Source organism: Mycobacterium sp. NGS59 (assembly GCF_059812345.1).
In genome coordinates this window covers 39800-54540 of the sequence record NZ_JCALCN010000021.1, presented here as the reverse complement: position 1 = coordinate 54540, position 14741 = coordinate 39800, and the positions used below count along the sequence as shown (strand labels likewise).

Below are 14741 nucleotides of genomic sequence, written 5' to 3'. Positions count from 1 at the left end.
GGTGACCAGACCAGCTCAATTGCGCGTCATCCAATGGGCCACCGGCGGCGTCGGCAAGGCCGCCATCGAATGCGTCCTGAACCATCCGGAGCTGGAACTGGCCGGATGCAAGGTGCACAGCGCGGCGAAGAACGGCGTGGACGTCGGGCAGATCCTGGGCATCCAGGACATCGGCGTCACGGCGACAACCAGCGTCGACGAGGTGCTCGCCCTCGAGGCCGACTGCGTGATGTACAGCCCGCTGGTTCCCAACGACGACGAGGTCATCGCGATCCTGCGTTCGGGCAAGAACGTGGTGACCCCGGTCGGCTGGGTGTATCCAGACCTGACCAACCCCCGGCACAAGGCCGTCGCCGACGCCGCAACCGAGGCCGGGGTGACGCTGCACGGTTCGGGCATCCACCCCGGCGGCATCACCGAGCGATTCCCGCTGATGGTGTCGTCGCTGTCCTCGGCGGTCACCCACGTGCGGGCCGAGGAATTCTCCGACATCCGCACCTACAACGCCCCGGATGTGGTGCGGCACATCATGGGTTTCGGCGGCAGTCCCGAGGAAGCGGTGCAGGGCCCGATGGCCGGACTGCTGGAAGCCGGCTTCAAACAGTCGGTGCGAATGATCGCCGATGTCATGGGTTTTCGTATCGATCCGGCGATCAGGACGACTCAGGACATCGCCGTCGCGACCGGCGACATCGACTACGACCCGGTTCCGATCGCACCGGGCACCGTGGCGGCGCGCCGGTTCCGCTGGCAGGCCCTGGTCGACGGGGAGCCGGTGATCACCGCCGCGGTGAATTGGCTGATGGGCGAGGAGAACCTGGACCCGGCCTGGGATTTCGGCGAGCAGGGCGAGCGCTTCGAGGTCGAGATCACCGGCGACCCCGACGTGAGCCTGACGTTCAAGGGATTGCAGCCGGAGTCGATCGCCGAAGGACTGGTCCGCAACCCGGGCATCGTGGTCACCGCCAACCATTGCGTCAATGCCATCCCCTACGTCTGTGCCGCGGCACCCGGCATCAAGACCTATCTGGATCTGCCGCTGCTCGCCGGACGCGCAGCGGCGAAATTCGGCGGATGAGCGGTGTTCTCGGGATCGGCTCGTTGCGATGACCGGCGAGTCGCTGCGGGATCGCCAGCGCGCCCAGATCCGCGCCGACATCAGGCGCGCGGCGTTCCGGTTGTTCGCCGAACGCGGCTACGACGCGGTGACGACGGAGGAAATCGCTACCGCCGCAGGGGTTTCGCCGCGTACCTTCTTCCGGCACGTGCCGACGAAGGAGGAGTTGCTGCTGGCCCCGGTGCGCCACGGCGGCGCCGCGATCGTGAACCTGCTCGAACAACGACCCGCCGACGAGTCGCCGGATGTGGCCCTGGTCAACGCCATCACCATCCGGACCCGGTCGTTCGACCGGGCCGACTGCGACGAATGGCGGGCGGCGTTGCTGGTCGCCCCGGATCTGCTAGACAAGGTCACGCTGCACACACCACAGGACCGGGAGCGGGCCACCAAGCTGATCGCCGAGCGCATGCGCGCCGACCCCGATCGCGACATCCGGCCGGGGCTGTTGGTCGAACTCGCTTTCGCCGCAGGCGATTACGGGTTCCGGCAATGGGTGCGTGCGGCGTCGACTTCGCGGTCGCTCGACGAGTACGTCACCCGGTCCCTCGAAGCGGTCAAGAGCCCGCACTGGGGTTAGCGATCCGCACCGGTTTCCCGTCCAGCCACGCCACCACCGCCTCCACCGTGTCGGCGTAGAACGCGCTCAACATTTCCCGGGTGACGTACCCCAGATGCGGCGACAACGTCACGTTCGGCAGCATGCGCAGCGGATGCCCGGCCGGCAACGGCTCCACGTCGAAGACGTCCAGACCCGCCCCCGCGATGCGGTTACCGGCCAGCGCGTCGATCAGCGCGGCCTCATCGACCAGAGGTCCCCGAGAGGTGTTGACCAGAAAGGCGTCTGGTTTCATGAGGCTCAGTTCGTGCTCACCCACCACGCCCCGGGTCCGCTCCGAGAGCACCAGGTGCAGCGAGACAATGTCGGACCGCGCGAACAACGCCGCTTTCTCCACCCGGCGAACCCCGACCGCGGCAGCGGCCTCCTCGGTCAGATTCTGGCTCCACGCAATGACTTCCATTCCGAACACCTGCGCGTATTCGACCATGCGCTTGCCGACCCGCCCCAAACCCACCAAGCCAAGTGTCTTGCCGGACAGCGTCATACCGACGGTGCTCTGCCAGCCGCTGTCGCGCATGCGTCGATGCTCTTCGGCCAGATTGCGGACCGTGGCGATCAGCAACCCCCAGGCCAATTCCGGGGTCGCGTCGCGCACGGCGCGGAACCGTGGATGCGCGAAATCGGTGTGGGCCACCAGAATGCCGTGCTCGGTAGCGGCGGGCAGGTCCAGGTTGGGCAGATTGCGGCCGACGATGGTGATCAACTTCAGGTTCGGCAGTCGCTCGATCAGGGTGCGCGGCAATGCCATTCGCTCACGCAGCGTGCACAGTACCTCGAACGGCAGCAGCGCTTCGACGGCCTCGGCTTCGGAGAGGTGCCGGTCGAAAACAGTGAGCTCGGCACGGTTGCGGACCGGCGACCAATCGGCGAGATCCAGTGCAACGCCGGCGTAGTCGTCCAGGATCGCCACCCTGGGCGTGCGGTCTGCCATCAGCGTGCGGCCGCGGACGTGCGCTGGGGCCCGGCGTAATGCCGCCACGCCGCCCACGTCCGGCTGTACAGGCCGGGCACCACCTGCGGATCCGGACCGTCGATGACCACCGCGGCCCGGTCTTCGGAGTAGGCGGACCAACCCGGCGAGCCGGAGCGGGCGAACTCGACCCAATGCTGCTGCAGCCAGTCGCTGACGGCGCGGTACTCGCGGCGCCCGCCGACCGCCAGCGCCTGAGTGCCGGCGCCCCCGAAGACCAACGGCACGTCGATGGCGTGGATGGCGCCCATCCCGATCCGGCGCAGCACGGGCGGGGCGTAGTCGATGCGGTACAGATACGTCGGAGCATGGCGGGCATGGCCGTCGGCGGCCGCGATCATCGGCCGGACGAAGAAGCAGTCGGTGGCCAGCCGCGTCAGCGCCGCGGCGCTGGGATAGTCCGGGTAGTGCGCGAGCACTGTGTCACGGGCGTCGGGGTCGGTGGCGGCGAACATGCGGTCCACCCGCGCCGGTGTCGTCGGGAACAGGTCCACGAACGGGCGCACCGGTATCCAGCCGGCGTGACCCATCTCGTTGCGCATCGAACCGGTGAGCAACGGGACGCGGTGAGCGCGCCCGGCGGCGATTGCCGTCGTCGGGTCCTCGGGCAGGAAGTCGCCGTCGACGACCGGCGCCAGCGACATCTGGCACGGCACGGCGCGCGCGGTGCGCAGCATCACCCGGATCGCGGCGCTGGTGATCGCGGTGGCGGGTGCGGTGCGCAGGACGTCGGCGGTGTCGTCTCCGTCGGCGCCGAGCGCCTCGACCACCCGGCGTGCGGTCTCGGCGGCCTGGTCGGGCGTGCGCACCGCATCCGGAATCGGACTCTGCGCGATCACCCGATGGAACAGCCCGCGTGCTGCGGGCACGGCGAGGTGCGTCATCACCGCGCTGGCGCCGGCGGACTGACCGCACACCGTGATGTTGTCCGGATCCCCACCGAACGCGGCGATGTTGCGCCGTATCCAGGCCAGCGCGGCGACCTGGTCGCGCAGACCGAGGTTGGCGTCGAAGTCCGGTGAGTACCGGGAGAAGTCGACGAAGCCCAGGCCGCCCAATCGGTAGTTGACCGTGACCAGCACGATGCCGAAGCGGCGCACCAGCGGCATCGGGTCATGCACCGGCAACGCGGCACTGCCCTCGAAATAACCGCCGCCGTGGATGAACACCAGCACCGGTCGGGTCGTCGCCGCGCTGACGGGCGCGCAGACGTTGAGGGTCAGGCAGTCCTCGTGCTGAATCTGCCGCTTGATGACGCCCAGCGGCGAGCTGAACCGATGCGAGTGCGCGGCGTTGCCGAAGCGGGTCGCGTCGCGCACGCCGGTCCAGGGTGTGACAGGTTGGGGTGCTTTGAAGCGCAGCGGCCCGACCGGCGGGGCGGCGTACGGAAGGGAACGCCACACGGTGACATCGTCATACCGACGTCCACGGACAGCGCCCGTCTCGACGGAAACCTCGGTCACCGACCCAGTGTGCCGCACGATGTTGCCGCGGCTACCCGGCGTCGAGGATCTCCGCGGCGTGCGACGTCCAACTGATGGCGCCGTCCTTCCCGAGAGACGATCGGCTTGCTACAGCTGTAGCAACGGAGCTACATTCGTTGCATGTCCGCCAATGTCCCCGCTCGCGATCTGCGCAATCACACCGCCGAAATCCTGCGACGAGTCGAGGCGGGCGAGGAGATCGAAGTATTGCGAGAGAATCGGCCGGTTGCCAAGATTGTTCCGCTACCGCGGCGGCGACCGTGGCTTCCCGCAGCCGAAATCATCCGCGAGTTGCAGCGCCTCGGTCCCGACTCCACCGGTCTTCGCGACGAGTTAAGGGAAGCGCTGACGGACACGACCGACGATCTCTCGTGGTGACGGTCCGCCGCGCGCTGGCCGACACCTCGGTGTTCGTCGGCCTGGAAGCGGCGCGGTTGGATGCGGATCGATTCGCCGGGTACGAATGGGGCGTCTCGGTGATCACGCTCGGTGAGCTGCGTCTCGGCGTACTGCAAGCCACTGGTCCCGAAGCGTCAGCACGACGCCTCTCGACTTATCAACTGGCCCAGCGGTTTGAACCTTTGAATATCGATGAGCGGGTCTCTGAGGCCTGGGCGCTGCTGGTCTCGCGTCTCCGCGCGGCCAATCGCCGGGTCCCCGTCAACGACAGCTGGATCGCGGCGACCGCAATCGCACACGACATTCCGGTCGTCACCCAGGATCGCGATTACGCCGATATGCCCGATGTCGAGGTCATTGCGATCTGATCAGTGCGGCGCGCGCCAACGTCTGTTCGGCCATCTTCACGTGCGCCGCATCGACGAGCACCCCGTTGACCCCGACCGCACCGCGCCCGTTGGCCTCGGCTTCCCGGTAGGCATCGACATTCCTTTGCGCCAAGACGATTTCGTCGGCGGTCGGTGCGTACACCCGGTTGGCGACGGGCACCTGGTTCGGGTGGATCGCCCACTTCCCGGTGTAGCCCATCAGCGAGGCGCGCCGGGCGTCGCGTTCGTAGCCGTCCAGATCCTGGTAGTCCGGATAAGGCGCGTCGATCGCGTCGATACCCGCAATGCGGGCCGCCACGATCACCTTGTTGCGCGCGTAAGACCAGAAATCCCCAGGATATTCGCCGAGGGGGACGAAATTGGTGTCCACCCGGGCGCCCTGGGACAACGAGAAGTCGCCGACCCCGAAGATCAACGCGTCCAGCCGTGGGCTGGCCGCCGCGATGGCCTCGGCGTTGGCCAGTCCCTCGACCTCTTCGATGAGCACCTCGAGACGAATCCTCCTGTCCAGCTGCAGTTTTGCCTCCAGCTGAGTGAGCAGCACGTCGACCCACCACACGTCGCGGGCGGTGCGGGGCTTGGGGATGATGACGGTGTCGAGATTGTGGCCGGCTTTGGTCACCACCTCGATCAGGTCGTCGTGGCACCACGGGGTGTCCAGCCCGTTGATGCGGATCGCGCGGACGGTGCGGCCCCAGTCGATGTCGTTGAGCGCCTCGATCGCCTTGGCCCGCGCGGATTCCTTGAACGCCGCCGGTACCGCATCCTCGAGGTCGAGGAACACCAGGTCGGCACCGCAGCCGGCGGCCTTTTCGAACATGTTGTCGTTGCTCGCGGGCACCGCGAGCTCCGAACGCCGTAGCAAGCCGGTCATGAATCTGCCTCTCTCACAACACGCCTCGGGCGTGCAGTGCGTCGATGTCGTCGTTGCCCAGGCCCAGTAGTTCGCCGTAAACCTCGGCGTTGTGCTGCCCGAGGCCGGGTCCGAGATGCTCGACCGTCCCGGAGGCTGACGAGAACCGCGGCACCGGCGCCTGCACCGTCATCGGACCGAGCTGGTCGTCGGCGACGGAGACGAACACGTTGCGGTGGGCGAGCTGGGTATCGGCGACCAGATCGGTGATGTCGTAGACGGGTGCGGCGGCCACCTCGTGCGCTTCGAAAACCTGCATCGCCTCCGAAAGTGTCTTGGCGGCAACCCAATCCGCGACCACGGCATCGACCTCCCGGGCCCGGGCGAGCCGGCGTTGGGGATCGGAGAAGTCCGCGTCGTCCACCAGGTCATACCGGCCGATGGCCCGGAACACCCGCAGCGCCAACGCCGGCGAGCTGCCCGACATCGCCAGCCACCGGCCGTCGGCGGTCCGATAGGTGTTGCGCGGCGCCGAGATGTCCCACCGGTTGCCGGATCGCTGTGGCACCAGGCCGAGCTGGTCATACCCGAGCAGTGTCTGTTCGAGCAATCGGGCAAGCGGGTCAATGAGATTCACGTCGATCAGCTGACCAGGCCCGCCGTGCACGTCGCGGTGATACAGCGCCATCATGACCGCGTATACACCATTCAGCGACGCCACGCCGTCGGCCAGCATGAACGGCGGCAGCGTCGGCGGTCCGCCTTCCTGGCCGGTGAGGTGGGCGAATCCGCTCATCGCCTCACCGAGCGTGCCGAATCCGGGCCGTTCGCTTTTCGGGCCGGTCAACCCGTAGCCGGTGATGTGCAGCATGACGATGCGATCGTTGACGGCGCGCAGGCTTTCGTAGTCCAGGCCCCACTTGCGCAACGTCTGCGGCCTGGTGTTGAAGATGGCGACGTCGGCGTGCTCGACCAAGCGGCGCACCAGATCCTGTCCCTCGGCGCAGCGCAAATCCAAAGTGACGCAGCGCTTGTTGCGCGATATGGACTTCCACATCAGCCCGACACCGTCGCGCTGGTTCCCCCACGCCCGGATCGGGTCGCCCAGCCCGGGCTGCTCGACCTTGATCACCTCGGCGCCGAACTCACCCAGATAGGTCGCCACCAGTGGGGCGGCGGCCAGGGTGGCCAGGTCGAGCACCCGCAGGCCGTCAAGCATGGGCGGTGACCGGGCGTTGCAGGCCCAGATGGCCACGCAACGTCGACGACTCGTAGGCGGTGCGGAACAGCCCTCGTCGCTGCAACTGCGGCACCACCATGCGCACCACGTCCTCGAAGGCGCCCGGCAGATGCGTTGCCGCCAAGACGAATCCGTCACACGCATCGGTCTCGAACCAGTCCGCCATCTGATCGGCGACCTGCTCGCCGGTGCCCACGAACCGCGGCCCCTGCAACAACGTCGCGCGGTGGCCGGCCAGGTCGCGCACGGTCACGGTGTCCTTGCCGATATGGGTGCGCAGGTTCTGTACCAACCCGCGGATGCCCGACACCGAGGCGATGAGTTCGTCGGTGACCGGATCGTCCAGATCGTGTTGCGCGAAGTCGTAGTTCATCAGCTCCGACAACAGTGTCAGCGACGCCATGGGATGCACGAGGTCGTCGAGGAACATCGCCTCACGCTCCTTGGCATGCGACTCCGATTCGCCCACCACGGCGTAGGCCATCGGGCAGATCCGCACCGCGCCGGGATCGCGTCCGGCCTCGGCGATGCGCTCCTTCTGATCGGCATAATGGCTGCGGGCGATGTCGATTCCGGGGTCGCCGGTGAAGATCAATTCGGCCCAGCGCGAGGCGAATTCGCGCCCGCGGCCCGACGAGCCCGCCTGGATGATGACGGGTCGCCCCTGCGGAGTGCGCGGCACGGTCAGCGGCCCGCGCGCCGAGAAGTACTGCCCCACGTGACCGAGCTCGTGCACCTTGTCCGGATCGGCGTACCGGCCCGAATCGCGGTCGTGCAGGATCGCGTCGTCCTCCCAGGTATCCCACAACCCGGTGACCACGTCCATGAATTCGTCGGCCCGGTCGTAGCGTTCGTCGTGACCGAGATGTGCGTCGACACCGAAGTTGTGCGCTTCGCTGTCGTTGACCGAGGTCACCACATTCCAGGCGGCGCGACCGCCGGACAGATGGTCCAGCGAGGCGAAGGTCCGCGCGACGTGGAACGGCGGGTAGTAGGTGGTGGAGTAGGTGGCGCCGAGCCCGATGCGCGAGGTGGCCTCGGCCAGCACCCCGAGCACCACACCCAGGTCGAGCTTGACCGGACGGGCGCCGTACCTGACGGCATCTGCCACCGATCCGCCGTAGACCCCGGGCATGGCCAGCCGGTCGTCGAAGAACATCAGGTCGAAGCAGCCCTCTTCAAGCTGACGGCCGATCTTCGCGTAGTAGGCCGCGTCGAGGTAACGGTGCTCGGTGGCGGGGTGTCGCCACGATCCGGCGTACACGGAGGTGCTGCCGGCTTGCATGAAGGCAACGAGGGCGATCTTGTCTGCTCGCATGGTTGGCGAATCTAACATCTGATATATCAGATTTCAAATGTGGTGTTTGTTACGCTAGGCGCGTGGCCATCGACATCTCCGGCACCGTGCGCGAGCGGGCCGCGCGCGAACTGCGCGACCGCATCCTCACCGGCGCACTGCCCGCCGGGGCGCGTATCGACCTCGACGCGATCACCGAGGAATTCGCCACCAGCCGGACCCCGGTTCGTGAAGCGTTGTTGGAGCTGTCTTTCGAGGGCCTGGTTCGCGTCGCACCGCGCAGCGGCGTGACGGTGATCGGCATCAGCCCGGACGACGTGCTGGACAGCTTCACCATCCTGGGCGTGCTGACCGGGCAGGCGGCGGCGTGGGCCGCGCAGCGAGTGGATCCCGACGAACTCGCGATGCTGCGCGAACTGGCCGCCGACGTCGCCGCCCGCTCCGGCGAGGACAGCATCGGCGAGGCCAACTGGCACTTCCATCAGAAGATTCACCGCGCGGCGCACTCGCCACGGTTGATGGCCCAAATCAGGCAGGCCGCGCGAGTCGTGCCGACGAACTTCCTCACCCTGTTCCCAGACCACGAGAAGCATTCGCTCGACGAGCACCGGGAGCTGCTCGATGCATTGGCCGACAAGGACGTCGAGCGGGCCCGCACCATCGCCGAACGACACGTTTTGGACGCCGGACGCTCGCTGGCCGAGTGGTTGGAACGGCGCGACTAGGGTTCTAGCGTGCCCGACATTCCCCCGCAGTTTCGGCGGTCGGCTGACGCACCAAATCCGCGCACGCTCATCGACATCGTCCACGAGACCGCGGCCCGCTATCCGGACGCGGTGGCAATCGACGACGGCGAGGTGCAGCTGACCTACAGCGAGTTGCTGGAGGACATGGATGCCAGCGTCGCGTGGCTGGCCGCCCGCGGCATCGGCCGCGGCGACCGGATCGGCATCCGGATGCCGTCGGGCAGCTACTCGTTGTACGTCGCGATCCTGGCGGTGCTGGCCGCCGGTGCCGCCTACGTGCCCGTCGACGCCGACGATCCCGACGAACGGGCCGAGCTGGTCTTCGGCGAAGCCGACGTGGTTGCGGTGATCAGCGAAAAGGGCATTCAACGAACCCAGGGCGCGTCCCGCGGCTGGCGGGCACAGGCCCCGCTGGCCCGCGACGACGCATGGATCATCTTCACCTCCGGATCCACCGGTACCCCCAAGGGTGTCGCCGTGACTCATCGTAGCGCCGCGGCGTTCGTAGACGCCGAGGCGCGAATATTCGTGCAGGACAACCCGATCGGGCCGGGTGACCGGGTGCTGGCCGGACTGTCGGTGGCGTTCGACGCGTCATGCGAGGAGATGTGGCTGGCCTGGCGGCACGGCGCCTGCCTGGTTCCGGCGCCGCGGTCGCTGGTACGCAGCGGCACGGATCTGGGACCCTGGCTGGTCACCCGGGATGTGACCGTGGTGTCGACGGTGCCGTCGCTGGCCGCGCTGTGGCCGGCCGAAGCGCTGGAAGCGGTGCGGTTGTTGATCTTCGGCGGCGAAGCGTGTCCTGCCGAGCTCGCGGAGCGGTTGGCGGTGGAGGGCCGCGAGGTATGGAACACCTACGGCCCCACCGAGGCCACGGTGGTCGCTTGCGCTGCCCGACTCGACGGTTCCGGGCCGATCAGCATCGGGCTGCCGCTGGCGGGTTGGGACTTGGCCGTTGTCGGTGCCGACGGAGAACCGGTGGGCTACGGCGACACCGGCGAGCTGGTCATCGGCGGGGTCGGTCTGGCACGCTATCTGGACGAAGCCAAAGACGCCGAAAAGTATGCGGCAATACCGACATTGGGCTGGAAGCGGGCCTACCGCAGCGGCGATCTCGTCCGCCTCGAGCGCGACGGGCTGTACTTCTGCGGTCGCGGCGACGATCAGGTCAAGATCGGGGGACGGCGCATCGAGTTGGGCGAGGTGGACACCGCCCTGGTCAGCCTGCCGGGGGTAAGTGGCGGGGCGGCAGCGGTCCGTCGCACCACCGCCGGCACGACGGTGCTGGTCGGGTATGTGGTGAGCGCCGACCCCGAATTCGATGTCGGTAAAGCTCGTCTCCAACTCGCCGAGCACCTGCCCGCCGCGCTGGTGCCGCGCCTGGTGCGGATCGACGAGTTGCCCACCCGCACATCCGGCAAAGTCGATCGGGACGCCCTGCCGTGGCCGGCGAACGACGGCACCGACGTGGCGCCGGACCTGGCCGGCACGGCGGGAAGGTTGGCCGAACTATGGCGAACCCTGCTGGGCAGCAACGCCACTGACGTTCAGTCCGACTTCTTCGAGCTCGGTGGCAATTCGTTGGCCGCCGCTCAACTGATCGCGACTTTGCGACAGCAGTACCCTCAGCTCACCGTGGCCGACCTGTACGACCATCCGCGGCTGGGTTCGCTGGCCGGTTTTCTCGACGAACTCGAGGCGCCGCCGCGGCCGACCGAGCGGGTGGTTCGACCGATCCCCTTGCGTGCCCAGCTGATCCAGACGCTGGCGGCGCTCCCGCTGGCGGGACTGACTGCGCTGCAATGGGTTACCTGGCTGGGATTGGGGAACAATCTCGCCCGTGCCCTGCATGTGGTGCCGTGGACGGTCGCGGTGAACTGGTGGCTGCTCGGGATCGCGTTCGTCGTGTTCGTCACGCCGCTGGGCCGGATGGGCATCGCGGTGTTGTGCGCGCGCATCCTGTTGTGGAGCGTCAAGCCGGGAACCTACCCTCGCGGCGGCTCGGTGCACCTGCGGGTGTGGTTCGCCGAGCGGTTGGCCGCGGCCAGTGGCGCCCAAAACCTCGCCGGCGCACCCTGGCTCGTCTATTACGCTCGTGCGCTGGGTGCCGAAATCGGCAAGGGTGTCGACCTGCATTCGATGCCCCCGGTGACGGGCCTGCTCACGGTCGGTCCGCGCAGCGCGATCGAACCCGAGGTGGACCTGTGCGGGCATTGGGTCGACGGGGACGCATTTCACCTCGGCGCCATCACGATCGGCAACGACGCAACCATCGGTGCGCGAACGACGTTGCTGCCCGGCGCGGTCGTCGGCAAGAACGCCGACGTGGCACCCGGTTCGAGCGTGGTCGGCAAGATCAAGAACGGCCAGTACTGGAAAGGTTCCCCGGCGGCGAAGTCCGGCCGGGTCAAGCATCCGTGGCCGGACGAACGACCAGCCCCGCGTCCGCACTGGGTGGCCGTCTACGGGTTGACGTCGCTGCTGCTGGCCGGCCTGCCGGTGCTGGCGGTGGCCAGCGGTCTGGCGGTCATCGCGCTGGCCGTTCACCACACCAGCAGCCTGTCGGACGCGGTACTGCCGGCGTTGTTGTGGGCGCCGGCTGCGACAGTGGCCGCGGTCGCGGTCTACGCGGCGGTGACCGTGATTGCGGTGCGGGCGTTGTCAATCGGACTGCGCGAGGGCTACCATCCGGTGCGCAGCCGCGCCGGCTGGCAACTGTGGACCACCGAGCGGCTGATGGATGCGGCGCGCACCTATCTGTTCCCGGTGTACGCCAGCCTGTTGACGCCGATCTGGCTGCGGGTCCTGGGCGCCCGGGTGGGCCGGGGCACAGAGATCTCCACGGTGTTGCTGACGCCCAAGTTCGCCGTCATCGAGGACGGCGCGTTCCTGGCCGACGACACCATGGTCGCGTCGTATGAGCTGGGCGGCGGATGGATCTACGCGGCGGAGACGACCGTCGGGCGGCGCGCGTTCCTCGGCAACTCCGGTATCGCCCAGCCCGGCCGCCGGGTGCCCGAAGACGGGCTGGTCGCGGTGTTGTCCGCCGCGCCGCCGAAAGCCAAACGCGGTTCGTCCTGGCTGGGCAGCCCGCCGATGCGACTGCGCCGGCGACCCACCGAAGCCGACGAGGAGACCACCTACCATCCACCGACCCGGGTCAAGGTGATGCGGGCCGCGGTGGAGGTCTGTCGGCTGCTGCCGATGGTGGCCACCGCGACGATCGGGTTGGCAGTGCTGGGCGGGTTGCAGGCTCTGGCAACGCGATTCGGACTCTGGTGGACCGCTCTTGGTGGCGGGCTGGTGCTGCTGGCCGCCGGCGTTGTGGCCGGGGCGGTGACCGTGGTGGCGAAGTGGCTGCTGGTCGGCCGGATCAAGGCGGGTGAATATCCGTTGTGGTCGTCGTTCGTGTGGCGCAACGAGCTTGCGGATACCTTTGTCGAAACCGTTGCGGCGCCGTGGTTTGCGCGTGCGGCTACCGGGACACCGGCGCTGAACCTGTGGCTGCGGGGGCTCGGGGCGGTGGTGGGACGCGGCACCTGGTGTGAAACCTACTGGCTGCCCGAAGCCGATCTCGTCGTGCTGGGCGCGGGCAGCACGGTCAACCGCGGTTGCGTGGTGCAGACCCATCTGTTCCACGACCGGATCATGCGGATGGACAGCGTCGTGCTGGAATCCGGTGCAACTCTGGGTCCCCACTGTGTTGCCCTGCCGGCGGCACGGTTGGGTGCCGGAGCATCCGTCGGCCCAGCGTCGCTGGTGGTGCGCGGCGACGAAGTACCGGGATCGACCCGCTGGCAAGGCAATCCGGTGCGGCCCTGGAACTCCGGCCGGAAGAAAACCGGTCGTAAGAACAGGGCTCGGGTCGAAGACACGGCGGCCTGATGTCATCGGCGAAGAAGGACGCCAAGAACGGCGCGATGGATCCATACCTGCCGCAGAACGGCAACGTCGGATATTCGGTGTCGCGTTACGAGCTGGATCTGGAGTACAAGGTCGGCATCAATCGACTTTCGGGTACCGCGACCATCACCGCGGTGACCACCACCGAATTGGAGTCGTTGACTCTCGATCTGTCCAGCGCGCTGTCCGTGTCGAAGGTGTGGGTGAACGGCAAGAGCGCAGACCGCTTCAGTTGCCGCAGCGGCAAATTGCGCATCGTTTTGGCATCAAAGTTGGCCTCCGGGGCCGCGATGTCGGTCGTAGTGCGTTACGGCGGCAGCCCGAAGCCGCTCCGAACACTGTGGGGCGATGTCGGTTTCGAGGAGTTGACGGACGGTGCCCTTGTCGCCGGACAACCCAATGGCGCCGCGTCCTGGTTTCCGTGCAACGACCACCCCAGCGCCAAAGCCGCATTCCGCATCCAGGTCAGCACCGAAAGCGCTTACACCGCAGTGGCCAACGGCAAGCTGGTCTCGCAACGTGCCCGCGCGTCACAGACCGTCTGGATCTACGAACAACCCGAACCTACGTCGACCTACCTGATCACTTTGCAGATCGGTGTCTACGAACTGGCCCGGTTGGCCAGGACACCGGTACCGATCCGCGCCGCGTTGCCCGAGCGACTGCGGCGAGAATTCGACCACGATTTCGCCCGCCAACCGCAGATGATGAAGCTGTTCGTCGACCTGTTCGGCCCGTACCCGCTGGCCAATGGTTACACGGTGGTGATCACCGACGACGTCCTCGAGATTCCCCTTGAGGCGCAGGGCATTTCGATATTCGGCGCCAACCATTGCGACGGCAGCCGGGACAGCGAGCGGCTGATCGCCCACGAACTGGCGCATCAGTGGTTCGGCAACTCGGTGACCGCGCGTCGGTGGCACGACATCTGGCTGCACGAAGGCTTCGCCTGCTACGCAGAATGGTTGTGGTCGGAGCACAGCGGTGGGCCCAGCGCCGACGAGCTGGCCCGGCACTACCACGCGGAGCTGCGGCACCAACCGCAAGACCTGTTGCTGACGGATCCGGGACCGCGCGACATGTTCGACGACCGGGTGTACAAGCGTGGTGCGTTGACGTTGCACGCGTTGCGCGACCGGCTCGGTGACTCGAATTTCTTTGCACTGCTCCAGGATTGGACTGCACGATATCGGCACGCGACCGCCGCTACCGACGATTTCACCGGTTTGGCTGCCGGCTACACCGACGAGTCTCTCGAGCCGCTGTGGGAGGCCTGGTTGTATTCGACCGAGGTGCCGTGACTACAGGTTCGCCAGGTCGTCGGGAACGTCCACGGCGTGCTCTTGCAGCACCTCCAGCGGCACCACGTCGAGTGTGCGCTGGTGGGTGGACGCCAGCACCACCGGTGCGGCGCAGCCATCCTGATGGGCGCGCAGCCAGTTGCGCGCGGTGACGCACCAGCGGTCACCCGGCAGCAGGCCGGGAAACCGGTATTCGGGGATCGGTGTCGAGAGGTCGTTGCCGATGGAGCGCTGGTGCTCGAGAAACTCGGCGGTGACGACGGCGCAGATGGTGTGCAAGCCGCGGTCCTCGTCCCCGGTGGAACAGCAGCCGTCCCGGTAGAAGCCAGTCACCGGCTCGTTGCCGCACGGTTCCAACGGGCCACCCAGCACGTTGCGATCAGGCAAGCGATCAGGCATGCGCTTAGTATCGCGCTTTGC

The 14741-nt window shown here is 67.5% G+C and carries 13 protein-coding genes; 7 read left to right on the top strand and 6 right to left on the bottom strand.

Annotated features, from left to right (window positions below; translation table 11 throughout):
• Window position 1: 1 nt before the first annotated feature.
• The gene (locus AC5Y46_RS20175; protein ID WP_499992686.1) at window positions 2-1078 is read left to right on the top strand and encodes an NAD(P)H-dependent amine dehydrogenase family protein; all 1077 of its coding nucleotides are present in this window, start codon (window positions 2-4) and stop codon (window positions 1076-1078) included.
• A 28-nt stretch (window positions 1079-1106) separates the two neighbouring features.
• On the top strand, window positions 1107-1697 hold the full coding sequence (locus tag AC5Y46_RS20170) for a TetR/AcrR family transcriptional regulator (RefSeq protein WP_499992684.1): 591 nt from the start codon (window positions 1107-1109) through the stop codon (window positions 1695-1697).
• Here the strand turns inward: AC5Y46_RS20170 and AC5Y46_RS20165 are convergent.
• Together AC5Y46_RS20165 and AC5Y46_RS20160 are read right to left on the bottom strand one after the other, a co-directional pair.
• Window positions 1675-2670, bottom strand: coding sequence for a D-2-hydroxyacid dehydrogenase family protein (locus tag AC5Y46_RS20165; RefSeq protein ID WP_499992683.1), 996 nt, complete (start codon window positions 2668-2670; stop codon window positions 1675-1677). The two genes, AC5Y46_RS20170 and AC5Y46_RS20165, sit on opposite strands and share 23 nt — an antisense overlap.
• Complete coding sequence (locus AC5Y46_RS20160; RefSeq protein WP_499992682.1) at window positions 2670-4172, bottom strand: carboxylesterase/lipase family protein; 1503 nt, start codon at window positions 4170-4172, stop codon at window positions 2670-2672. Before AC5Y46_RS20160 ends, AC5Y46_RS20165 begins: the two co-directional genes overlap by 1 nt.
• A 141-nt stretch (window positions 4173-4313) precedes the next feature.
• Here AC5Y46_RS20160 and AC5Y46_RS20155 point away from each other — a divergent pair, with 141 nt between their 5' ends.
• Both AC5Y46_RS20155 and AC5Y46_RS20150 read left to right on the top strand, forming a co-directional pair.
• On the top strand, window positions 4314-4571 hold the full coding sequence (locus AC5Y46_RS20155) for a type II toxin-antitoxin system Phd/YefM family antitoxin (protein ID WP_499992680.1): 258 nt from the start codon (window positions 4314-4316) through the stop codon (window positions 4569-4571).
• Entirely contained in the window at window positions 4568-4960 is a 393-nt protein-coding gene (locus AC5Y46_RS20150; protein WP_499992677.1) for a type II toxin-antitoxin system VapC family toxin, read from the top strand. Before AC5Y46_RS20155 ends, AC5Y46_RS20150 begins: the two co-directional genes overlap by 4 nt.
• Here the strand turns inward: AC5Y46_RS20150 and AC5Y46_RS20145 are convergent.
• Genes AC5Y46_RS20145 through AC5Y46_RS20135 form a run of 3 tightly spaced genes read right to left on the bottom strand, consistent with a single transcriptional unit; the run spans window position 4947 to window position 8392 of the window.
• Window positions 4947-5855, bottom strand: a complete 909-nt coding sequence (locus AC5Y46_RS20145) for an HpcH/HpaI aldolase/citrate lyase family protein (RefSeq protein ID WP_499992675.1) — start codon at window positions 5853-5855, stop codon at window positions 4947-4949. The two genes, AC5Y46_RS20150 and AC5Y46_RS20145, sit on opposite strands and share 14 nt — an antisense overlap.
• Window positions 5856-5868: 13 nt before the next feature.
• Entirely contained in the window at window positions 5869-7053 is a 1185-nt protein-coding gene (locus AC5Y46_RS20140) for a CaiB/BaiF CoA transferase family protein (protein ID WP_499992673.1), read from the bottom strand.
• Window positions 7046-8392 carry an LLM class flavin-dependent oxidoreductase gene (locus AC5Y46_RS20135; protein ID WP_499992670.1) on the bottom strand — a complete coding sequence of 449 codons (1347 nt, stop codon included), beginning with the start codon at window positions 8390-8392 and terminating at the stop codon, window positions 7046-7048. The genes AC5Y46_RS20140 and AC5Y46_RS20135 overlap by 8 nt, the downstream gene beginning before the upstream one ends.
• A gap of 62 nt (window positions 8393-8454) precedes the next feature.
• Here AC5Y46_RS20135 and AC5Y46_RS20130 point away from each other — a divergent pair, with 62 nt between their 5' ends.
• From AC5Y46_RS20130 to AC5Y46_RS20120, 3 genes are read left to right on the top strand one after another with little or no spacing between them, the layout of a single operon-like run.
• Complete coding sequence (locus tag AC5Y46_RS20130) at window positions 8455-9096, top strand: GntR family transcriptional regulator (RefSeq protein WP_499992666.1); 642 nt, start codon at window positions 8455-8457, stop codon at window positions 9094-9096.
• Window positions 9097-9105: 9 nt separating this feature from the next.
• Entirely contained in the window at window positions 9106-13002 is a 3897-nt protein-coding gene (locus AC5Y46_RS20125; protein WP_499992664.1) for a Pls/PosA family non-ribosomal peptide synthetase, read from the top strand.
• A complete protein-coding gene (locus AC5Y46_RS20120; RefSeq protein WP_499992662.1) occupies window positions 13002-14321 on the top strand; it encodes a M1 family metallopeptidase in 1320 nt (439 codons plus the stop codon). The genes AC5Y46_RS20125 and AC5Y46_RS20120 overlap by 1 nt, the downstream gene beginning before the upstream one ends.
• Here AC5Y46_RS20120 and AC5Y46_RS20115 read toward each other — a convergent pair whose 3' ends face one another.
• Window positions 14322-14708 carry a DUF2237 family protein gene (locus AC5Y46_RS20115; protein WP_499946247.1) on the bottom strand — a complete coding sequence of 129 codons (387 nt, stop codon included), beginning with the start codon at window positions 14706-14708 and terminating at the stop codon, window positions 14322-14324.
• Between the last annotated feature and the right edge of the window lie 33 nt (window positions 14709-14741).